20 protein-coding genes and 1 pseudogene are annotated in these 20,370 nt (G+C 62.4%); 9 read left to right on the forward strand and 12 right to left on the reverse strand.

All coding sequences use genetic code 11. The annotated features are described in order from the left end of the window. Positions 1-53: 53 nt before the first annotated feature. From P9250_RS23080 to P9250_RS23090, 3 genes and pseudogenes are all read right to left on the reverse strand, one after another. Positions 54-1,250, reverse strand: coding sequence for a PLP-dependent aminotransferase family protein (locus tag P9250_RS23080; protein ID WP_250464150.1), 1,197 nt, complete (start codon positions 1,248-1,250; stop codon positions 54-56). A gap of 146 nt (positions 1,251-1,396) precedes the next feature. After that, a complete protein-coding gene (locus tag P9250_RS23085) occupies positions 1,397-2,323 on the reverse strand; it encodes a DMT family transporter (RefSeq protein ID WP_250508795.1) in 927 nt (308 codons plus the stop codon). 301 nt (positions 2,324-2,624) lie between these two features. Next, positions 2,625-3,287 (reverse strand): annotated as a pseudogene (locus P9250_RS23090) (VOC family protein); the annotation flags it as partial. 225 nt (positions 3,288-3,512) lie between these two features. Here P9250_RS23090 and P9250_RS23095 point away from each other — a divergent pair. Beyond that, positions 3,513-4,952: a PLP-dependent aminotransferase family protein gene (locus P9250_RS23095; protein WP_250464154.1), complete on the forward strand. Its 1,440-nt coding sequence runs from the start codon at positions 3,513-3,515 to the stop codon at positions 4,950-4,952. 53 nt (positions 4,953-5,005) lie between these two features. Here the strand turns inward: P9250_RS23095 and P9250_RS23100 are convergent, their stop codons facing one another. Next, positions 5,006-5,578, reverse strand: a complete 573-nt coding sequence (locus P9250_RS23100; RefSeq protein ID WP_310395381.1) for a Rhs element Vgr protein — start codon at positions 5,576-5,578, stop codon at positions 5,006-5,008. Positions 5,579-5,765: 187 nt separating this feature from the next. Here P9250_RS23100 and htpG point away from each other — a divergent pair, with 187 nt between their 5' ends. Beyond that, on the forward strand, positions 5,766-7,670 hold the full coding sequence (htpG, locus tag P9250_RS23105; protein WP_310395383.1) for a molecular chaperone HtpG: 1,905 nt from the start codon (positions 5,766-5,768) through the stop codon (positions 7,668-7,670). A 181-nt stretch (positions 7,671-7,851) separates the two neighbouring features. Here htpG and P9250_RS23110 read toward each other — a convergent pair whose 3' ends face one another. Further along, a complete protein-coding gene (locus P9250_RS23110; protein WP_250492084.1) occupies positions 7,852-8,103 on the reverse strand; it encodes a hypothetical protein in 252 nt (83 codons plus the stop codon). Between the two features lie 124 nt (positions 8,104-8,227). On the opposite strand from P9250_RS23110, the gene P9250_RS23115 reads away from it, so the two are divergent. The 6 genes from P9250_RS23115 to P9250_RS23140 all read left to right on the forward strand — a co-directional run bounded on the left by P9250_RS23115 (position 8,228) and on the right by P9250_RS23140 (position 13,525). Beyond that, complete coding sequence (locus P9250_RS23115) at positions 8,228-8,875, forward strand: chorismate lyase (RefSeq protein ID WP_310395385.1); 648 nt, start codon at positions 8,228-8,230, stop codon at positions 8,873-8,875. Beyond that, positions 8,872-9,354, forward strand: coding sequence for a DNA-deoxyinosine glycosylase (locus tag P9250_RS23120; RefSeq protein ID WP_309842158.1), 483 nt, complete (start codon positions 8,872-8,874; stop codon positions 9,352-9,354). The genes P9250_RS23115 and P9250_RS23120 overlap by 4 nt, the downstream gene beginning before the upstream one ends. Beyond that, complete coding sequence (locus tag P9250_RS23125) at positions 9,351-10,253, forward strand: spermidine synthase (RefSeq protein ID WP_310395387.1); 903 nt, start codon at positions 9,351-9,353, stop codon at positions 10,251-10,253. Before P9250_RS23120 ends, P9250_RS23125 begins: the two co-directional genes overlap by 4 nt. A gap of 286 nt (positions 10,254-10,539) precedes the next feature. Continuing rightward, positions 10,540-10,797 (forward strand): DUF3311 domain-containing protein, encoded by a 258-nt coding sequence (locus P9250_RS23130; protein ID WP_244827500.1) that lies wholly within the window; start codon positions 10,540-10,542, stop codon positions 10,795-10,797. After that, the gene (gene mctP, locus P9250_RS23135) at positions 10,797-12,347 is read left to right on the forward strand and encodes a monocarboxylate uptake permease MctP (RefSeq protein ID WP_244827999.1); all 1,551 of its coding nucleotides are present in this window, start codon (positions 10,797-10,799) and stop codon (positions 12,345-12,347) included. Before P9250_RS23130 ends, mctP begins: the two co-directional genes overlap by 1 nt. An 89-nt stretch (positions 12,348-12,436) precedes the next feature. Beyond that, positions 12,437-13,525, forward strand: coding sequence for an FUSC family protein (locus P9250_RS23140; protein ID WP_250492088.1), 1,089 nt, complete (start codon positions 12,437-12,439; stop codon positions 13,523-13,525). Positions 13,526-13,559: 34 nt separating this feature from the next. Here the strand turns inward: P9250_RS23140 and P9250_RS23145 are convergent, their stop codons facing one another. From P9250_RS23145 to P9250_RS23175, 7 genes are all read right to left on the reverse strand, one after another. Then, a complete protein-coding gene (locus P9250_RS23145; RefSeq protein ID WP_250464167.1) occupies positions 13,560-13,994 on the reverse strand; it encodes a VOC family protein in 435 nt (144 codons plus the stop codon). A 199-nt stretch (positions 13,995-14,193) separates the two neighbouring features. Further along, positions 14,194-15,147, reverse strand: coding sequence for a transaldolase (gene tal / locus P9250_RS23150; protein ID WP_244827503.1), 954 nt, complete (start codon positions 15,145-15,147; stop codon positions 14,194-14,196). Between the two features lie 210 nt (positions 15,148-15,357). Next, complete coding sequence (locus P9250_RS23155; RefSeq protein ID WP_310395391.1) at positions 15,358-15,663, reverse strand: energy transducer TonB; 306 nt, start codon at positions 15,661-15,663, stop codon at positions 15,358-15,360. 1 nt (position 15,664) lies between these two features. Next, positions 15,665-16,867 (reverse strand): benzoate/H(+) symporter BenE family transporter, encoded by a 1,203-nt coding sequence (locus tag P9250_RS23160; RefSeq protein WP_310395393.1) that lies wholly within the window; start codon positions 16,865-16,867, stop codon positions 15,665-15,667. Positions 16,868-16,880: 13 nt separating this feature from the next. Then, on the reverse strand, positions 16,881-18,056 hold the full coding sequence (locus P9250_RS23165) for a VWA domain-containing protein (protein WP_244827506.1): 1,176 nt from the start codon (positions 18,054-18,056) through the stop codon (positions 16,881-16,883). 25 nt (positions 18,057-18,081) lie between these two features. Further along, positions 18,082-18,672, reverse strand: a complete 591-nt coding sequence (locus P9250_RS23170; protein WP_310395394.1) for a GNAT family protein — start codon at positions 18,670-18,672, stop codon at positions 18,082-18,084. Between the two features lie 22 nt (positions 18,673-18,694). Next, a complete protein-coding gene (locus tag P9250_RS23175; protein ID WP_244827508.1) occupies positions 18,695-19,537 on the reverse strand; it encodes a MoxR family ATPase in 843 nt (280 codons plus the stop codon). A 397-nt stretch (positions 19,538-19,934) separates the two neighbouring features. Between P9250_RS23175 and P9250_RS23180 the strand changes: the two genes are divergently transcribed. Continuing rightward, a complete protein-coding gene (locus P9250_RS23180) occupies positions 19,935-20,300 on the forward strand; it encodes a c-type cytochrome (protein ID WP_061121774.1) in 366 nt (121 codons plus the stop codon). Positions 20,301-20,370: the final 70 nt, after the last annotated feature.

The following is a 20,370-nucleotide window of genomic DNA, read 5'->3' on the forward strand; positions in this document are numbered from 1 at the left end:
GATGACTCCTGGAGTGAGTTGAAGCGCGACGCCAATGAAGCGCCGCGCGTGGATCAGACGCTCGCGCGCAGCAGTGCGCCGAGCCTGGCGACGCCTTCGTCGATCTTCGCGGGCGGCACCGTCACGAACGAAAGACGCAGCGTGTTGTGCTCGGCGTCGTTGGCGAAGAACGGACCGCCCGGCACGAACGCCACGTTCTCCGCGATGGACTGTTCGAGCAGCTTCATCGAATCGATGTGCTTCGGCAGTTTCACCCACACGAACATGCCGCCTTCGGGCCGGTTCCATTCGACACCGGCGGGCATGTGACGTTCGAGCGCGTCGAGCATGGCCTGACACTGGTCGCGATACAGCGCGCGGATGGTCGGCACATGTCGATCGAGAAAGCCGTCCTTGATGACTTCATGAACGATACGTTGCGTGAGACTCGGCGTATGCAGATCGGTTGCCTGCTTGGCTTGCACGAGTTTGAAGTGCAGCTCCTCGGGCGCGATGATGTAGCCCACACGCAGACCCGGCGCCAGCACTTTCGAGAACGAGCCCAGATGGACGATGTGATCGGGCGCCATCGAGAGCAGCGTGGGCAGCGGAGCGCCGGCGTAATCGAGCGCGCCGTAGGGGTCGTCCTCGATGATCGGAAACGCGGCGCTTTGCGCGAACGCGGCGAGCGCGCGGCGGCGCTCCAGCGGCAGACGGCGACCCGTCGGATTCTGGAAGTTCGGCTGTGCGTAGAGCAGGCGTGCATCGGCGGTGAGCGCGGCGCTCAGTCCTTCGGGGATGAGGCCGGCTTCGTCCGTCGGCATCTGCACGTAATGCGGCTCGAACATCGAAAAGGACTGCAGCGCGCCGAGATAAGTCGGCGTTTCGACGAGCACGCGGCTGCCGGGATCGACGAGCGTCTTGCCAAGCAGATCGAGCGCTTGCTGCGAGCCCGTCGTGACGAGCACCTGCGTCGGACGAATGGTCACGCCGTCTTTCGAATAACGCGCCGCGATCCATTCGCGCAGCGGCATGTAGCCTTCGGTCGCGCTGTACTGAAGCGCGGCGGCGGGCTGATCGCGCAAGATGCGTTCGGACGCGACGCGCATTTCCTCGACGGGAAACGTCTGCGGCGAGGGCAGGCCGCCCGCGAAGGAAATGACTTCGGGCCGCTCCGTGACTTTGAGGATTTCACGAATCGCCGAGCTGGTGAGCTTGCGGGCGCGTTCGGAAAGTTGCCACGGCGTGGCGCGCAGATCGGCTTGATTCATGGAATGTCTCGCTTGGGGTTTCCGGGGTTGACTACAACTGGCTGAAGCTGATCCTGAATCCGGCGGCAAAGTGCACGGCCGCCTGAAATGTCGATTATCGCCCAAGCGAACTTGCGTGCACGGTCTCGGGCTTTCGGCCTGGGTGCTTATCTTGCGCTGTTCGGGCTTGCCGCCGCAACGGGCAGCGGCGCCGCGCGCACCGCCGTCTTGCGCCCGAGCACGACTGTCACGATGACGGCGGTCGCGTAGAGCCACGTCGTCGCGCTTACCTGTTCGCCGAAGAAGAGCGCGGAGAATGCCATCGTGAAAAAAATCTGCAGTAATTGCACTTGTCCGACGCGCGCGATGCCGCCCATCGCGAGACCCGCGTACCACGCGAAAAAGCCGATGAACTGCGAGAAGAGCGTCACGTAACCGAACGCGAGCCACGTGCGTAAAGCGAGCGGCTCGGGATGAGCCGCGTGATGCGCCCACGCGAGCCAGCCGACCGGCAGCACGAGGAAGGGCGCCGATAGCACGAGCGCCCAGCAGATCACCTGCCATCCGCCCATCTGTCTGGCGAGCCGCGCGCCTTCCGCATAGCCGAGCGCGCCGATGCCGACCGCGACGAGCATTAGAAGGTCGCCTGCCTGCAAGCCGCCGCCGCCCGTCTGCAAGGCGAACGCGATGACGATCGCGCTGCCCGCGATAGCGCTCACCCAGAAGAGTTTCGATGGCCGCTCGTGCGAGAGCCACGCGGCGTAGATCGCGACGCACAGCGGCTGCAAGCCATTGACCACGGCGCCGTGCGACGCGGGGACGGTTTTCATCGCCCAGGCGGAAAACACCGGAAACGCGACAATCACGCCAAGAGACACGACCGCGAGGCTCTTGATCTGCGGCCAGGACGGCCGCTTTTCGCGGCGCCATGCAAGCAGCAAGGCGGCGGGCAGCGCGGCGACGAGCGCGCGCCCGAGCCCGTTCAGAAGCGGATGCACTTCCTGCACGACGATGCGCGTCATCGGCAGCGTGAGGCTGAAGATGACGACGCCGATCAGGCCGAGCAACATGCCTTCGGTTTCGCGGGTTCTCATCGTTCCATGTCTCCTTTGGGGCGGGCTCTTGGGCTCGCTGTTAGTCGTCGTTGTCGTTGTCGTCGGTAGGTGCGGCGTCGGCATCGACCGTGGCTTGCTCATTCGTCTCGGCTTGCAGTTCGCGCGGATCGCTTTGCATGCTGGATGCACCGCCTTCTTCGGCAGACGAATCGCCATCCAGCGCAACCGCCGCAGCCTTGTCTCGCACACGCCTTCGCTTGCCTGCCGCCTGCCGCGCCTGCTCGTTCGCAAGGCGCGCCGCCTCCACCGATTCCGCCGATTCGCCGAGCGTCACCATCGAGCCATCTGGCAGCTCGAAACGCGCGACGAGAGCGGGCGCGCCACGCGTTGGCTCGACTTGCATCAGATGCGCCGCGCCGAGCCATTCGAGCTGTTGCGCCACCGCATCCGCGTTCGGATGAAACCCCGTGAGCGATGCCAGCGCAATGCCCGTCTGCGGCAACGTATCGCTCGGATGACGCGGCGTATCCCATTGGATCAGCGCGGGCAACACGCCATCGCCCACGCCCTGCCACGCGGGGAACGCGCCGTCGTCCGGCACCGTCAGCCCCCACGTATTGCCGGAGCGCGACATTGCCACCACGGGCGCGATGCGTTCCGGATACTGCTCCTGCCAGCGCACGAGCGACTTCGGCCGATCCACACGAAGCACCCAGTGCACGAGCTGCGGACCGTCTTCGAGGCGACGCTGCAATGCCGGGTCGTCGAGCGCGAAGAGGCGCGGGCGCGATGTGGCGGGCGAAGGCGCGTCCGGATCGATTGCGATCACTTCGATATAAGCGCCGCCCCACAGGCTCAAGAGCCGGTTGTGCGTGCGCATGAGCGGATGCGCGCCACCGGGCGCGGTCTCCACGCCGAACTTCGCGGCGATAAATTGCGCGCCCTCGGCAAGCGTGCGCGCGGCGATCACGAGATGGTCGAGTTTCAGCGGATGAGCGGTCATGGCACAAGCCCGAAGCGTCAATACAGGGGCCGATAGCATAACCGCTCGCCCGCGCCGCCCGAAGCGCACGGTCACGGAAAGGATGCGCCATCCAGTGCAGCCCGAATGCAGAATGTAGCTGCTGCCACCAGAACAGTAACGGTACAATCGGCGGAATACTGTTCTGTACAGTTTTGAGCATATCGAACGCTTCGCCTGAACCGCACATCCGCCACGGAGGCCCGCATGTCCGTCCCGCTCGATCAGATTCCCGCTCCGCACGACGCCGCGCAGCTAACGCTCGTCGATCAGCTCGTGCAGTGGGGACGCCGCCGCATCGACGAACGGGTGTTTCGGCCGGGCATGCGCATGCCGTCCATCCGCAAGCTGGCGGTCGATAAAGGCGTGTCGCGCTTCACCGTGGTCGAGGCTTATGAGCGGCTTGTCGCGCACGGCTATCTCGATTCGCGGCGCGGGTCGGGCTTCTACGTGCGCGACCGTATCGTGGCCGCCGCGAGCCCGGCGCCGGAGCAGGCGCCCGTGCAGAACGCAATCGACGTGGTCTGGCTTCTGCGCAACATGCTGCACAGTTCGAGCCCCGAGAAGGGGCCGGGGCTCGGCTATCTGCCGAACCGATGGCTCGACGGCGAGCTCATCACCAACGCGCTGCGCTCGATGAGCCGCATGTCCGGCGCGCAGATGCTCGGCATGGGCACGCCGCATGGTTTTCTGCCGCTGCGGCTGCAGTTGCAGACGCGTCTCGCGGAACTGGAGATCGGCGCGACCGAGCAGCAGATCGTGATGGTGTCGGGCATCACGCAGGCCATCGACCTGATTTCGCGCCTTTACGTCAAGCCGGGCGATGCGGTGATCGTCGGCGATCCCGCGTGGTTCCAGATGTTCGGCCGTTTCGCATCGCAGGGCGCGCGGCTCGTCGGCATGCCGTACACGCCGGATGGGCCCGATCTCGACGCGCTCGAATCGCTCGTCGCGACCTGGCGGCCGAAGATGCTGATCATCAACTCGGTGCTGCAGAACCCGACCGGCACGTCGCTCACGGCGGCGCAGGCGTTCCGCATCCTGCAACTCGCGCAGCAGTACGACTTCATGGTCATCGAGGACGATATCTACGGCGATCTGTGTGCGCCTTCGTATCCGGCAACGCGGCTTGCATCGCTCGATCAACTCAAGCGCGTAATTTTTCTCGGCAGCTTTTCGAAGACGCTCGCCGCGAATCTGCGCGTGGGTTATGTCGCGGCATCGGCGGAAGTGGCGAAGGCGCTCGCCGATCAGAAGATGCTCGTCGGCATGACGACGCCCGAACTCAACGAACGCGTGCTTTACAAGGTGTTGACCGAAGGGCATTACCGGCGGCACGTCGAACGGCTGCGCGGGCGGCTCGACGCCGTGCGTGACAAGACCGCTCGCATGCTGGAAAAGACCGGTCTGAAGCTGTTCACGACGCCATCGGCCGGCATGTTTCTTTGGGCCGACACGGGTGTCGATTCGGAAAGTCTCGCGGCGGCGGGGCACGAAGCCGGCTTTTTATTGACGCCGGGCAGCCTGTTTTCGCCGAATCAGTCGCCCACTACGTGGATGCGCTTCAACATCGCCAACTGCGGCGATCCGGCGTTGCCGGAGTTGCTGGCGAGTCATCGGGAAAAGGCGGCGCGGCGGGGTTCCTAGGCGAGCGGCTCGGCTGAATGGTGTCGTGGAAAACCGCGCACCCCGGCCGCACGTCAACTCTCCCGACGCGGCCGATTCCGAAGACGAGGCAAATGCCGCCGGTCCGATGGCGCATTCAAAAACCCCGCCAGCACGTGCTCGAAGAGCGCAAGCGCACCCGGCATCAACCGATACCGACGCTCATAGAGCCGCGCCTGTCCGCCGCAAAACTTAAGCGCGTAATAGTCGGCAAGCAGGTTGCCTTGCGCTTCCATGTTGTAGTCCGCGAGACCTTTGTCGGCCGCGAGCGCATAGCGATAAGGCAGGCCGATACGAATCGCCCCGCGCAGCCTCACCCAATAGCCGAGCTGGAACTGCCACACATGCGTCATCTCGTGGATGAACCACATGCGCTCACCGAGGTCGCAGGCGGAGAAGTCGTGCTGGTAGCATGCGCGTGGAAAATAGAGGTTGCCGTTCGGCGACATCGCGGTGTGTCGCGGTTGCAGTCCGAACGGCAGATAGCCGCGAGCGTGAACGCGGACCGTCGAATAATCGATCGAAGCGCCGAACACGCACCGCGCCAGCGCGATCTCACCGGGCGTGAGCGGCCGTGCGCGTATCAAGGGCTTCGGCGTGTGAAACATGGTCGGGCGATCGGTCGTGCTAAAGCGTCATCCTAACCGGCTTTTCACCGGCTCTTGAAATAGCCCGTCCCGCCCATATATCGGACGAATTCTGCGTGTGTACGCGGCGCATGCCATGCAAGTGGCTTAAGATCGCACGCCGCGCATTCCGAACCGCATCTATAAAACTCAACCAGAGGACTCGACCATGGCGCAAGAAACCATGAGCTTTCAGGCGGAAGTGAAGCAGCTTCTGCAACTGATGATTCATTCGCTCTACAGCAACAAGGAAATCTTCCTGCGCGAGCTGATCTCGAACGCATCGGACGCGGCAGACAAGCTGCGCTTCGAGGCAATCGAAAACAGCGCGCTCTACGAGAACGATCCGGACCTGCGTATCCGCGTGTCGTTCGACAAGGCGGCGCGCACCGTCACCATCGACGACAACGGCATTGGCATGAGCCGCGAAGAAGCCATCTCGCATCTGGGCACGATCGCGCGCTCGGGCACGAAAGAGTTCTTCTCGAAGCTCTCCGGCGACCAGCAAAAGGACGCCGCGCTCATCGGACAATTCGGCGTGGGCTTTTACTCGGGCTTCATCGTCGCCGACAAGATCACGGTGGAATCGCGCCGCGCCGGTCTTCCGGCATCGGAAGGCGTGCGCTGGACGAGCGCGGGCGAAGGCGAGTTCGAAGTCGAGAATATCGAGCGCGCGCAACGCGGCACGACCATCACGCTGCATCTTCGTCCGGAAGAGGACGAACTGCTTTCGAGTCACAAGCTCAAGTCGATCATCCAGAAGTATTCGGATCACGTCGCGCTGCCCATCCTCATGAAGAAGGAAGAATGGGACGCCGAGAAGAGCGAGATGGTCGAGAAGGACGAAGACGAGACCGTCAATCAGGCGAGCGCGCTGTGGACGCGTAACAAGAGCGACATCACCGACGAGCAATACAAGCAGTTTTACCAGCATATTTCGCACGATCACGACGACCCGCTCGCGTGGACGCACAACCGCGTGGAAGGCCGCAGCGAATACACGCAACTGCTGTATGTGCCGAAGCACGCGCCGTTCGATCTGTGGAACCGTGAACATCGCGGCGGCCTCAAGCTCTACGTGAAGCGCGTCTTCATCATGGACGATGCCGAGCAATTGCTGCCCGCGTATTTGCGCTTCGTGAAGGGCGTGGTCGATTCGGCCGATCTGCCGCTCAACGTCTCGCGCGAGATACTGCAGGAAAGCCGTGACGTGAAGGCAATTCGCGAAGGCGTGAGCAAGCGCGTGCTGTCGATGCTGGAAGAAATCGCATCGTCATCGGCCGAAGCAACCGACGAAGCCGACCGAGAAAAGTACACGAATTTCTGGAAGGAATTCGGTCAGGTGCTCAAGGAAGGCATTGGCGAGGATTTCAGCAACCGGGATCGCATTGCGAAGCTGGTGCGTTTTGCATCGACGCATAACGACTCCGACGTGCAAAACGTCTCGCTCGCCGATTACGTCTCGCGCATGAAGCCCGAGCAGACGAAGATCTACTACGTCACCGCGGACAGCTGGCAGGCCGCGAAGAACAGTCCGCATCTGGAAGTGTTCCGCAAGAAGGGCGTGGAAGTGCTGTTGCTGACGGATCGCGTCGACGAATGGATGCTGTCCTTCCTCAATGAATTCGACGGCAAGCCGCTGGCGAGCGTCGCGCGTGGCGACCTCGATCTGGGCGCGCTGAACGACGAGGAAAAGCAGCAGCAGGAAAAGGTCGGCGAGGAATTCAAACCGCTCGTCGAGAAGATGAAGGAAGCGCTCGAAGGCAAGGCCAAGGACGTGCGCCTGACCTTCCGCCTGACCGATTCGCCGAGCTGTCTCGTGGCCGACGAAGGCGACATGAGCGGCTACCTGCAACGCATGCTGAAGGCAGCGGGGCAGAACGCACCGAAGATGGAGCCGATTCTCGAAGTGAACCCGGAACATCCGCTGGTGAAGGCGCTGCAGACCGATGGCGCGAATTTCGCGGATTGGTGTCATCTGCTGTTCGATCAGGCGTTGCTGGCCGAAGGCGGATCGCTGGAAGACCCGGCAAGTTTCGTGAAGCGGACGAATGCGTTGTTGTTGGCGCGTTGAGGTCGAGGGTTGGTTGTTGAGGTGAAGGACGCGCCGCCGAGTGAACGGCGGCGCGTTTTTTATGCGGCTACGACTTCTTGGCCCGCTCGGGCACGGAAGCGGACTGAAGCGTTGTCGTTAGCGCGCTTGAAGTCTCGACCTTTGGATGCGCGCTGCCGGAACGGACCGGCAGCGCGTATTTTTACTTGCGCTCCTTGTTGGATTGGGCGAGCACGGAAGCAGCTAGCGTCTTCGTTTCCTTCGAATACTTCGGGCTTTTCAGCACTTCGCTTGCCTTGTGCTCCATCGCGCCGCTTGTTTGCTTCGCGCTATGGGCCTGTGATAGAGCCGACGCGGCAAGACTCTTTTTTATCTCCGATGCTTTCGGATCATGAAGCGTCTCGGATGCCAAATGCGCCACCTTGTTCGACGTCTGCTTTGTGTTTTTAGACATTTAGATATCCTTTTATAAATGCGCTGATCGTGAAATCCACGGTCTGCAATTCAGTGTGCTGCGTTGCGCGCCGCCATTCCATACGATTTGTCCGAAGGGCAAGCGCGGTTTTATAATCAATGCCATGCTGACCTGCACCGATCCCGTCGACCGCCATTGGCGCAGCGCGCCGCTCGCATCGCTTACGGGGCATCAAAAAGACTGGCTCACACGCGGCGGCTCCCTGACCGCGCACTTGCGCGCGCTAGGACAAGTCACTGTGGAAGTGACGCGCGAATGCGTCGCCGCGCCGTGGCTTGACGAATGGCAAGCGCTCGGCGTCACGCCGCGCACGCCGGTGTGGACGCGCGAAGTCGCGTTGAAGGTCGATGGCGTCGCAGTTGTAGTCGCGCACAGCATTGTCGCGCTGTCGCACAGCACGGGCATCTGGCAATCGATGCGCCGCCTGCGCACCCGCCCGCTCGCCGAACTTCTCTACAGCGACAGCAGCGTGTCCCGTTCCGTACTCGCAAGCCGCGTCGTCACCGCGCGGCATCCGCTGCATGCGCTGGCCTTGCGCGAAACGCCGCCCGGACATGCTCTGCACGCGCGCCGCTCGGTATTCCTGCGCTACGGCGCGCCGCTCATGGTCACCGAATGCATGCTCGATGCGCTCTGGGCGCGGCTCGCGGAATCGGCAAGACCGCGGGGTGTTCATCATCGTGAGCATGCGCGGGCGTTCGAGCACCTGAGTTCGCATGCGAAGCGCGTCGCGGACGAGAAAGCCCGATGACGCTGACCGGATTCGCGCCCGTGGCCGACCGCGCCACGCATACGCTGATTCTCGGCAGCTTTCCGGGCGTCGCATCGCTGACGGCGACGCAGTACTACGCGCATCCGCGCAATCAATTCTGGCGGCTCGTGGGCGCGGTGATCGGCGAACCGCTGCATGAATTCAGCTACGAGAATCGTCTGCAACGCCTGCTTGCTCATCGGATCGGCTTATGGGACGTGCTCGCCGCATGCGAGCGCCAGGGCAGCCTCGACAGCGCAATCCGCAACGCCGCCGCGAACGACTTCCACGCATTTCACACGCGCTTTCCCGCGCTCGGGAAAGTCTGCTTCAACGGCAAGACTTCGGGCCGCTTCGAGGCGCAGGCGAGCGCTGCGGGTTACGCGACGCTCGTGCTGCCTTCGTCGAGCGCGGCCAATGCTATGCTCTCGTTCGACCAAAAACTGCGCGTCTGGCGCGACATTCTCAGCACACAATGAAGAATCTGATCAAGCGCGCATCCGCCGAAGCACGCGCGTTCGGCCGCAACAAGGACGCGGCGAAACAAGACCGCCGCCGCATCAAGGGCGATGACGACGATCTCGCCAACGCGCCGCGCATCGACGCGCCGCGTAAGCCGCGCTTCGCGCCCGTGACGTTCTCGGAAGAGGGCGGCGTGCGTTATCTGCACTTCGGCACTGAATGGATCCAGGGCGCGATGCGCATCAAAAAGCCCGATCACCTCGAACTCGAATACGCGCAGCAGATGATGGCGTGGCTGCTTTTCATCGAGACGCCGGCGCGCATCGTGCAACTCGGGCTCGGCTCGGCCGCGCTCACCAAGTTCTGCTATCGCTTCCTGAAACGCGCGCAAGTCGAAGCGGTCGAGTTGAATCCGGCGGTCGTGATCGCCGCGCGCGCCATGTTCGAGCTTCCGTACGACGACGCGCGCCTCACCGTCACCGAACGCGACGCGTGGGAGTTCGTCAACGACCGCGCGAACCACGGCACCATCGGCGCGCTGCAGATCGATATCTACGACGCCAGCGCGCGCGGTCCCGTGCTCGACAGCGTGTCGTTCTATCGCGCGTGCCGGGCGTGTCTCACGCCGGATGCGGGCGTCGTCACGATCAACCTGTTCGGCGATCACCCGAGCTTCGTGCGCAACATGCGGCATCTGAACGAGGCATTCGCCCATCGCGTGATCGCGCTGCCGGAAGTACACGACGGCAACCGTATCGCGCTCGCCTTCGCCGGTCCCGCGCTAGACGTGCCGTTCGCCGCGCTCGAAGCCCGCGCCAGGCTGATCGAAGCACAACTCGGCCTGCCCGCGCGCAAGTGGGTGAAAGGCCTGGCCGAAACCGCGACGCTGCCGATGACCGGTTCGTTCGCCATCTGATCCCCGGATCCGCTCCAGCCAATCCAGCCAATCCAGCCAATCCAGCCAATCCAGCCAATCCAGGCAGGCGATCCCGGCGAATTTTACGATCTCATTTCTTATCAGGGGATTAGTCGGGATTCCCCCTGCTTGACCCGCGTTTTTCGGTCCATATACTCCTCCTGTTATTTCGGGGCGCTTTCAGCGGCGTGCCATGCAAGATGGCAACCGGCCTTTCGAGCGAGCGACCGACCGTCCTCGCCTGGCCGCGCCCAAAGCGAATGCTCAAAACAATAGGGAGACCGTCATGGCTCACGAAGCTGCGACCGGCACAGGACAACCACGCAACAAGCATTGGCTCTGGCTTCTGATCCTTCCGTGGATCGGCGTGGTTTGGGTGCCGTTTTACAACAAGATCGAGCCGGTTCTGTGGGGCTTTCCGTTTTTTTACTGGTATCAGTTGCTGTGGGTGCTGATCAGCGCGGTCATCACGGCCGTCGTCTATAAGAAGACCAAGGCGCTGTCCTCGGGTCGTGCCACGCCCCGACAAGGAGCCCCGCGATGATGAATCTCACCGCGACTTTCGTCTTCGTCCTGTTCTTCGTCGGCGTGACGATTCTCGGCTTCATCGCCGCGCACTGGCGCAAGGGCGATCTCGGCCAGCTCGACGAATGGGGCTTGGGCGGCCGGCGCTTCGGAACCGTCGTCACGTGGTTCCTGCTCGGCGGCGATCTCTACACCGCGTACACCTTCGTGGCCGTGCCGGCGCTCGTGTTCGGCGCGGGCGCGACGGGCTTCTTCGCGCTGCCTTACACCATCCTGATCTATCCGTTCGCCTTCGTCGTGTTTCCGAAGCTGTGGAGTATCGCGAAGCGGCACGGCTACGTAACCGCCGCTGACTTCGTGCATGCACGCTACAACAGCCGCATGCTCGCGCTGGCGATCGCCGTGACGGGTATCGTCGCGACCATGCCGTATATCGCGTTGCAACTCGTGGGCATCGAAGTGGTGATCGGCGCGCTCGGCTTTTCGACGCAAGGGTTGCTCGGCGACATGCCGCTCATCATCGCGTTCGCGATTCTCGCGGCCTACACGTACACCTCGGGCCTGCGCGCGCCCGCCATGATCGCCGTGGTGAAGGACGTCCTGATCTACATCACCATCATCGCCGCGATGATCATCATTCCCGCGCAGCTCGGCGGCTTCGGGCACATCTTCGGGGTCGTGCCGCCCGCCAAGCTGCTCTTGAAGGCGCCCGATACCGCGAGCCTCAACGGCTACAGCGCGTACGCGACGCTCGCGGTGGGTTCGGCGCTCGCGCTGTTCCTGTATCCGCACTCGGTGACGGCGATTCTTTCGTCGAACTCGGGCAACACCATTCGCCGCAACATGGCACTGTTGCCCGCGTACTCGCTCGTGCTCGGGCTGCTCGCGCTGCTCGGCTACATGGCGCTTGCCTCGGGCGTGAAGGACATGCCGGAATACGCGTCGTACTTCAAGGCCTACGGCGCGAACTTCGCCGTGCCGGCGCTCTTTCTGCATTACTTCCCGTCGTGGTTCGTGGGCGTGGCGTTCGCGGCCATCGGCATCGGCGCGCTGGTGCCCGCGGCGATCATGTCGATCGCGGCGGCCAACCTCTACACGCGCAATGTGCATCGCGAGTTCGTCAACCGGTCGATGACGCCCGAGCAAGAAACCAACGTCGCCAAGCTCGTCTCGCTGATCGTGAAAGTGGGCGCGGTGGTGTTCATTCTCGCGCTGCCGCTCACTTATGCCATCCAGTTGCAACTGCTCGGCGGCATCTGGATCATCCAGACGCTTCCCGCGCTCGTGCTCGGTCTCTATACGCGCGTGCTGGATCATCGCGGTTTGCTGATCGGCTGGGCGGTGGGTATCGGCACGGGTACGTGGATGGCCGTATCGCTGCAACTCAAGGGCTCGATCTTCACCGTGCATATGTTCGGCTACGCCGTGCCGGGCTATGCGGCGGTGTGGGCGTTGATCGTCAATCTCGTGGTGTCCATCGTCGTGAGCCTGCTGGTACGCGCGCTCGGCCTCAAACGTTCGGATGACCGTACGCGTCCGGAAGATTATCTGGACATCGTGGAAGGTTGATCGCGCGATTTCTCCGCGTTTGATACCCTGAACGCCCGTAACCGCCTTCCGGCTGTTGCGGGCGTTTCGACTTCGGACCACGAGCGACCATGCCCTTACAGACTTCCGTGTCACCCCGGCGCATGCAGGCAAGGCGGCTCATGCACGGGCTCGCTTCGCCGTATTTTCGATACCGGCATGCGAACGTGATCCACGCGGTGCGCGTCGCGCTCGGCATGGCAACCTCGTTTCTGGTGACGACCGGCATCAACGTGCCGCATGGCGTGTGGGCGTCGGTGTCGCTGCTGGTCGTGATCGGCGGCTTACAGCACTACGGCAATATCCGCAAGAAAGCCGTTGAACGGGCACTGGGTACGGCGCTCGGCGCGGGCATCGGCCTCTTTTTGATCCTCGTGCATGCGCTGTTCGGCTCGCTCCTGCTGTTTTTCTTTCTAATGTCCCTGTTCGCGGGCGCGTGCGCCTACTACGCAATTGGCAAGGCGGGCTATGTCGCGCTGCTGACCGCGATCACAATGGTCATCGTCTCCGGTCATGGCGATCTTTCCTTCGATGTCGGGCTGTGGCGCACGGCCAATGTGATGATCGGCATTGCCATCGCGCTGGCGTTCTCGTTCGTGCTGCCGCAGTACGCAACGTATTCGTGGCGCTATCGGCTGGCGGACAACCTGCGCGAATGCGCGCGGCTTTACGGCGCATTGCTCGATGGCAAGCCGCTGTTGCCCGAGGAAACCACGCGGCGCTTTCTTGCGATGAGCCAGCGTCTCGTGCAGGCGCGCGGCTTGATGGAATCGGTCGCAAAGGAAACACATGTGCCAATTGCGCGGCTAGAGGAGATTCAGCGCCTGCATCGTTCGATCCTGGCGGCGCTGGAGATGCTGGCTTCGTCGGCGGTGGAGAATTTCGGCATCGACTGCACGCCGCGTGAGCAGGAGGCGCGGCACAAGCTGCTGCGCATGTCGCGCGCGCTGCGTTTCGGGCGTGTGGGTCTTTTGCACCGAAGCGTGGACCTGACCGTATTCACGCCGATGCCAGGAGAAGCGAACGAAAGGGATTTATCGACGCAGGGCATGCACTGGCTCGCCATGCGTTTTGCGGAGCAGGTGGAACGCCTGCGCTTGCGACTGAGTGAGATCGAGCGGCAGTGGAACATAGAAGGCGCACGGCCGCTCAACGATTGACTGTGCTCGTCTCGCGCCTTCAGTGAGCGGGCTGTCACGCCTGCGCGGGTGCTTCCTCGGTGGTATTGACCACGTTGATGAGCCAGGGCACGCCGAAACGATCCTTCAGCATGCCGAAGCCTGCCGTGAAGAAAGTGGCCTGCCACGGGGTCAGCACTTCGCCGCCTTCGACGAGCTGGTTGAACATGCGTTCGCCGGAAGCCGCGTCGTCGGCGGCGATGGACAGCGTGAAGCCCTGATAAGCCTTCGACGGCTGACCGAACTGGCCGTCCGACACCATGATGGCGTTAGGTCCCACGCTGAAGAGCGCGTGCATGACCTTGTCCTGCCATTCGGGCGGAACGCTCGCGCTGTCGGGCGTGTCGCGAAAGCGGATCAGCGCATGAATCTCCGCGCCGAGTGCGGTTTGGTAGAGAGCGAGCGCGTCCGCGCAGTCGCCGTTGAAGAACACATAAGTATCGAGTTGCATGACTGACTTTTTAAGCTCTTACGTTTTGCCTCAGAGCCTCGCAGTCTATTGCAACGCGCGTTTATGGAAACTGGGAAAAGGTCAATTTAGGTCAAAATAAACGGGAATAGTGCGTTTACAGAAACACTGAGTCATGACAACAAAATGGCGCAGTGTGAGTGCGCCATTTTGTTGTACTGCATGCGGGGAAGCGCCCGGCTTATTGAAGCGCGGTAATCAGCTTTTCGAGCTTGATTGCATCGGCAGCGAACGCGCGAATACCTTCCGCGAGCTTTTCGGTGGCCATGGCGTCGTCGTTGACGAGGAAGCGGAAGGTCGGCTCATCGACGCTGATCTTCTCGACGTTCTCGTTCTTGACCGAATCCGCGGAGAGCTTGCGCTCCACCTTCTCGTCGCTGTCGGCGAGTTTCTTCAGGAGATCGGGGCTGATGGTCAAAAGATCGCAACCCGCGAGTTCCGTGATCTGGCTCACCGTGCGGAAACTCGCGCCCATGACTTCCGTCTTGTAGCCGAACTTTTTGTAGTACGCGTAGATGCGGCGCACCGACTGCACGCCCGGATCGTTAGCGCCGCCCATTTTCGCTTCGTCCCATTCGGCGCCCGCCGACTTCTTGTACCAGTCGTAGATGCGGCCGACGAACGGCGAGATCAGTTGCGCACCGGCTTCCGCGCACGCGACGGCTTGCGCCAGCGAGAACAAGAGCGTCATGTTGCAGTGGATGCCTTCCTTTTGCAGCACCTCGGCCGCGCGGATTCCTTCCCACGTGGACGCCAGCTTGATCAGCACGCGGTCCTTCGAGATGCCCGCTGCGTCGTACAGCTTGATGATTTCGTGTGCCTTGTCGATTGAGCCTTTGGTGTCGAACGAAAGGCGTGCGTCGACTTCGGTCGATACGCGGCCCGGAATGATCTTCAGAATCTCGGTGCCGAACGCGACGAGCAGATTGTCGATGATCTGACCCATCGGCTTGTCCTTGTGCTCCTTGACGGTCTTCTCGAGCAGCGGCTTGTAGTCGTCCTTCTGCACGGCCTTCAGGATCAGCGACGGATTGGTCGTGGCGTCCTGCGGCTTGAACGCGACGAATTGCTGGAAGTCGCCGGTATCGGCGACGACGGTGGTGTATTGCTTGAGCTGGTCGAGAGCGGATGTCATGTCGAGTTGTCGGCGCAATGCGCCTTGTCAATTGCGGTGGCCCGCGGTTTGCCCTTGAACGCGACGCCGCACGCGATGCTTCGGCTGCGGCGCGCCCCTGATTTCTGACTTCATCATTCTAGTCCCGCGCACGGGTTTCACGCTTGAAAGCGCGCACGCGGCATGCCCGGCTTCGACCGGAGCTGCACGGCGCGGTTCCTTACAGCGCGGTCACTCGATGCTGTACGCCAGCTCGTGCCAGCGCCGCACCGTGCCTGAACCGATCTGCCCGCGTGGAAAGCGCATGGCGCGTACTTCCTTGAGGGCGCGCGCGTCCCTGGCCGTATCGCCGCAACTTTTTTTGAGCACGACATCCTGGACGGTGCCGGTGTCGTCGAGCAGGACGCGAACGATCGTCTTGCGCTTTGTCGCGCCGGCGGAGATGCCGCGCGCCAGTAATTTGTCGATCAGAGACATGACGGTGATGCAGAAGTAGTTGCAATATCTCGGCCAGATAATGCCGGCCGATACCGTCATTTTAGGCGCTCGGCCGGCGCGCATTAAGGATCAGATGCGTCACGACGCCCGCGATTAAACCCCAGAATGCGGAGCCGATCGACAGCAGGGTCAGCCCGGAAGCCGTCACCATGAACGTGACGAGCGCCGGCTCGCGCTGGCGCACGTCGTGCATAGCGTTGGCGAGTCCGCTCATGATCGAACCGAAAAGCGCGAGCGCCGCGACCGAAACGACCAGCGCTTTCGGGAACGCCGCGAACAGCGCCGCAATGGTCGCACCGAACGTGCCCGCGACGAGATAGAAGATGCCGCACCAGACCGCCGCCGTGTAACGCTTGTCGCGATTTTCATGCGCTTCGCGGCCGGTGCAGATAGCGGCCGTGATCGCCGCGAGATTGACGCCGTGCGAGCCGAACGGCGCGAGCAGCAAGGAAGCGATGCCGGTGGTCGAAATGAGCGGCGCGGAAGGCGTGTCGTAGCCGTCGGCGCGCAAGACGGCGATGCCTGGCACGTTTTGCGAGGCCATCGCCACGATGAAGAGCGGAATGCCGATGCTCACGATTGCCGAGACGGAGAACGACGGCATCGTGAAAACGGGGTGTGCGAGCGCCACATGGAAGCGCGAAAAGTCGAGCAGTCCGAGCGAACCCGCGACGGCGATTCCGGCGATGAGCGTCGCCGGAATGGCGTAACGCGGCGCCAGGCGCTTGGCGATGAGGTACGTGAAGAACATCACCAGCACGAGCGCCGTCTGCATTTGCGCCGCTCGAAAAATCTCGATGCCGATTTCGAACAGAATGCCCGCAAGCAAGGCTGCGGCGATGCCCGACGGAATGCGCTTCATGAGCGTGTCGAACCAGCCCGTCACGCCGACCGCGGTCAGGAGCGCCGCGCACACGATAAACGCCCCGATGGCCTCGCCATACGCCACGTTCGGCAGCGACGAGATGAGCAAGGCCGCGCCCGGCGTCGACCACGCGACGACGATAGGCGCGCGATAGCGCAGCGACAAGCCGATCGTGCACAGCGCCATGCCGATGGAAAGCGCCCAGATCCACGACGAAATCTGCGCGTCCGACAGATGCGCGGCCTGGCCCGCCTGGAACATCAGCACGAGCGAACTGGTGTAGCCGGTCATCATCGCGACGAAGCCGGCGACGATGGCGGAAAGGGAGGTATCGGCAAGCGGGCGAAGCGGGGCGGGCGTGGAGGAAGAGACGTTCATGCGTGGTGGATGGTTATTTGGACAGCGCGCGCATCGCGCTTTCGAGGCCTGCCATGGTGAGCGCGTACATGCGGTTGCCGAGGACATGGCGGATCGCGGAAACGGACTGGCGATATTCCCACAGCCGCTCGGGCTCCGGGTTCAGCCACGCATGATGCGGAAACTGATCGGCAAGACGCCGCAGCCACACCGCGCCGGCTTCGGCGTTGTTGTATTCGACCGAGCCGCCCGGTTGCAGCACTTCGTAGGGACTCATGGTGGCGTCGCCGACGAAGATCAGCTTGTAGTCCGGCGTGAATTTATGCAGCACGTCGAAGGTCGGCGTGCGTTCGGCATGCCGGCGCCGATTGTTTTTCCACAGATAGTCGTACACACAGTTGTGGAAGTAAAAGAACTCGAGATGCTTGAACTCGGCCTTCGCCGCCGAAAAAAGCTCTTCGACGCGCTTGATGTGATCGTCCATGGAGCCGCCGACATCGAGCAGCATCAGCACTTTCACTTTGTTGTGGCGCTCCGGCACCATCTTCAGATCGAGCCAGCCGGCGTTGGCTGCCGTGCTGCGAATGGTGTCGGGCAAATCGAGTTCGTCCGCGGCGCCTTCGCGCGCGAAGCGGCGCAAGCGTCGCAAGGCGACCTTGATGTTGCGCGTGCCGATTTCCACCTGATCGTCGTAATCGGCATAGGCGCGCTCGTTCCACACCTTGACCGCGCTGCGCTCGCCGGGCGAATCGCCGCCAATGCGGATGCCTTCCGGGTTGTATCCGCCATGTCCGAATGGCGACGTGCCGCCCGTGCCGATCCACTTGTTGCCGCCTTCGTGGCGGTCCTTTTGCTCGTCGAGCAGTTCCTTCAGGCGCTCCATCAGCTTGTCGATACCGCCCATTGCCTCGATGCGCTTTTTCTCTTCCGGCGTGAAATCGCGTTCGAGCCGCTTCTTGAGCCAGTCGAGCGGAACCTCGAAGGCTTCGTCGGGCAACTCGGTGATGCCATGAAAGTACGCGCCGAACGCGCGGTCGAACTTGTCGAAGTACTTCTCGTCCTTGACGAGCGCCATGCGCGCGAGGAAATAGAACTCGTCGAGCGAGGGCGAGATGACCTGGGCCTTCAGCGCTTCGAGCAAGGTCAGGTATTCCTTGACCGAGACGGGCAGCTTCGCGTCGCGCAGCGAGTAGAAAAAGTCGATCAGCATGGCGCGCTCTCCATAGCGAGGTGAATCAGCGGTCGAGCCGATACTTCAGATGCGCGCGCACCGCGGGCCATTCCGACTGAATGATCGAGAACACGACGGTATCGCGCAACACGCCGTCGCGTCCTATCTGATGGTTGCGCAGAATGCCGTCTTGCTTCGCGCCAAGCCCCGCAATGGCTGCACGCGAGCGGTGATTCATAAAATGCGTGCGGAACTCGACGGCGATCGCATCGAGCCTTTCGAAGGCATGCGTGAGCAGGAGCAGCTTGGCTTCGGTGTTGAGCGCGGTGCGCTGCATGCGCTTTGCATACCACGTATGGCCGATTTCCAGCCGCCGATGCGTTTCGTCGACCGCGAAATAGCGCGTGGAACCGACGACATCGCCGGTCTTCGCATCGATCACCGCGAAGGGATGCGCGCCAAGACGGTCGCGCATGTCGAGCGCTGTATCGATATATGCGCGCGTCTTGTCGGGCGACGGCACGAAGGTGTACCAGAGTTTCCACAACTCGCCGTCGGAAGCAGCGGCCGTGAGCGCGGCTTCGTGTTCGACGGTGAGCGGCACGAGCTTGACGTGCTCGCCTTCGAGCGTGACGGGTTCGATCCAGCGGCTCATGCGTGCTTTTTCCAGGGCTTGGTTAGCGGTTGTTGCGGTTCATGAACAGAAGCCGCTCGAATAGCGCGACGTCCTGTTCATTCTTCAGAAGCGCGCCGTGCAGCGGCGGCACGATCTGCTTTTGATCAGTCGAGCGCAGTGCTTCAGGCGGGATGTCGTCGGCGAGAAGCAACTTCAGCCAGTCGAGCAGCTCGGAGGTGGACGGCTTTTTCTTCAGGCCCGACACGTTGCGCAGTTCGAAGAAGCTCTGCATCGCGGCGGCGAGCAACTCCTGCTTGATGTCCGGGTAATGCACTTCGACGATTTCTTTCATCGTCTGCGCATCCGGGAACTTGATGTAGTGGAAGAAGCAGCGGCGCAGGAACGCGTCAGGCAGTTCCTTCTCATTGTTCGACGTGATGATGACGAGCGGCCGATGCCGCGCCTTCACGAGTTCCCGCGTCTCGTAGACATAGAACTCCATGCGGTCGAGTTCGCGCAGCAGGTCGTTCGGAAACTCGATATCGGCTTTGTCGATCTCATCGATCAGGAGCACCGTCTGTCGATCCGCTTCGAAGGCCTGCCACAGCACGCCCTTGACGATGTAGTTGCGGATGTCCTTCACGCGCTCGTCGCCGAGTTGCGAGTCGCGCAGGCGCGAGACGGCGTCGTATTCGTAGAGGCCTTGCTGGGCCTTGGTGGTCGACTTGATATGCCATTGCAGGAGCGGCATGCCGAGCGCGCTTGCCACTTCCTCGGCAAGCATGGTCTTGCCGGTGCCGGGTTCACCCTTGATGAGGAGCGGGCGTTGCAGCGTCACCGCGGCGTTCACCGCGAGTTTGAGGTCGTCGGTCGCGACGTATTGCGATGAGCCTTCGAAACGCATGACGAAGTCCGGTGAGGAAAAAAATCCCAGTATAAGTCAGAAGACCTTTTGGCATCGGGGCTTGCCGGGGTATCGTGTGAGCCGCTTCAGGCACGCCGGAGCACGCGCGCCGGCCCTGCATCCGAAGTCGGGCGAAGTCAATCGGAATGTTTGTGCAGGGACCAATTGTCGCAGGCGGGTTAGCTGCTTTTCAGCCGATTCCCCTTGTCAGCAGGGCTTTCGCGCGATCTCCCCTTGTGGACGGTGGGGAGGTCGCGCGGTACAATTAGCCCGATTTTTTTGGCCTGCGTGGCTAAATAGCGAAAACAGTCCCGAGAAGGTTGTGATGCGCTCGGCGCGGCCTTGGCCCCAAGCGGTAGAAGCGCGCCGGATTTCCCCTCATGCTAGGTTAGAAGCTATGAACAATTTTGTCGGCAAATGTGCCGTGATTGCAGCGCTGTCGGGTCTTGCCGGCTTCGCGACCCAGGCGTCGGCCGACGTCGTGGGCAACGCAAAGGCCGCTGAGGGCAAGGTCGCGATGTGCATCGGCTGCCACGGCATACCCGGCTATCGCACGGCGTATCCCGAAGTTTATGAAGTGCCCATGCTCGGCGGTCAGAACGCGCAGTACATCGCCAATGCGCTGCATGCCTACAAGAAGGGCGACCGCCACTTCGACACCATGCGCGCCATCGCGACTACCTTGTCCGATCAGGACATCGCCGATATTGCCGCGTACTACGCCGCGCAAACTCCCCAATCGAAGAACAATCCCGACAAGTGATCCGTGCTTTTTAGCGTTTGACTCGATGCGACGCGCGCGCACTCATGCGCCGACGTCGATACGGCAATCC

The sequence above is a fragment of the Caballeronia sp. LP006 genome (assembly GCF_031450995.1).
Classification (GTDB): Bacteria; Pseudomonadota; Gammaproteobacteria; order Burkholderiales; family Burkholderiaceae; genus Caballeronia.

Coding starts and splice junctions, on each gene's coding strand:
- P9250_RS23125 (WP_310395387.1), top strand. CDS start 9,351: ATGAAGAATCTGATCAAGCGCGCATCCGCCGAAGCACGCGCGTTCGGC.
- P9250_RS23165 (WP_244827506.1), bottom strand. CDS start 18,056: ATGCTGATCGACTTTTTCTACTCGCTGCGCGACGCGAAGCTGCCCGTC.
- P9250_RS23130 (WP_244827500.1), top strand. CDS start 10,540: ATGGCTCACGAAGCTGCGACCGGCACAGGACAACCACGCAACAAGCAT.
- P9250_RS23110 (WP_250492084.1), bottom strand. CDS start 8,103: ATGTCTAAAAACACAAAGCAGACGTCGAACAAGGTGGCGCATTTGGCA.
- P9250_RS23115 (WP_310395385.1), top strand. CDS start 8,228: ATGCTGACCTGCACCGATCCCGTCGACCGCCATTGGCGCAGCGCGCCG.
- mctP (WP_244827999.1), top strand. CDS start 10,797: ATGAATCTCACCGCGACTTTCGTCTTCGTCCTGTTCTTCGTCGGCGTG.
- P9250_RS23100 (WP_310395381.1), bottom strand. CDS start 5,578: ATGTTTCACACGCCGAAGCCCTTGATACGCGCACGGCCGCTCACGCCC.
- P9250_RS23160 (WP_310395393.1), bottom strand. CDS start 16,867: ATGAACGTCTCTTCCTCCACGCCCGCCCCGCTTCGCCCGCTTGCCGAT.
- P9250_RS23180 (WP_061121774.1), top strand. CDS start 19,935: ATGAACAATTTTGTCGGCAAATGTGCCGTGATTGCAGCGCTGTCGGGT.
- P9250_RS23140 (WP_250492088.1), top strand. CDS start 12,437: ATGCCCTTACAGACTTCCGTGTCACCCCGGCGCATGCAGGCAAGGCGG.
- P9250_RS23085 (WP_250508795.1), bottom strand. CDS start 2,323: ATGAGAACCCGCGAAACCGAAGGCATGTTGCTCGGCCTGATCGGCGTC.
- P9250_RS23170 (WP_310395394.1), bottom strand. CDS start 18,672: ATGAGCCGCTGGATCGAACCCGTCACGCTCGAAGGCGAGCACGTCAAG.
- htpG (WP_310395383.1), top strand. CDS start 5,766: ATGGCGCAAGAAACCATGAGCTTTCAGGCGGAAGTGAAGCAGCTTCTG.
- P9250_RS23145 (WP_250464167.1), bottom strand. CDS start 13,994: ATGCAACTCGATACTTATGTGTTCTTCAACGGCGACTGCGCGGACGCG.
- P9250_RS23120 (WP_309842158.1), top strand. CDS start 8,872: ATGACGCTGACCGGATTCGCGCCCGTGGCCGACCGCGCCACGCATACG.
- P9250_RS23095 (WP_250464154.1), top strand. CDS start 3,513: ATGTCCGTCCCGCTCGATCAGATTCCCGCTCCGCACGACGCCGCGCAG.
- P9250_RS23080 (WP_250464150.1), bottom strand. CDS start 1,250: ATGAATCAAGCCGATCTGCGCGCCACGCCGTGGCAACTTTCCGAACGC.
- tal (WP_244827503.1), bottom strand. CDS start 15,147: ATGACATCCGCTCTCGACCAGCTCAAGCAATACACCACCGTCGTCGCC.
- P9250_RS23175 (WP_244827508.1), bottom strand. CDS start 19,537: ATGCGTTTCGAAGGCTCATCGCAATACGTCGCGACCGACGACCTCAAA.
- P9250_RS23155 (WP_310395391.1), bottom strand. CDS start 15,663: ATGACGGTATCGGCCGGCATTATCTGGCCGAGATATTGCAACTACTTC.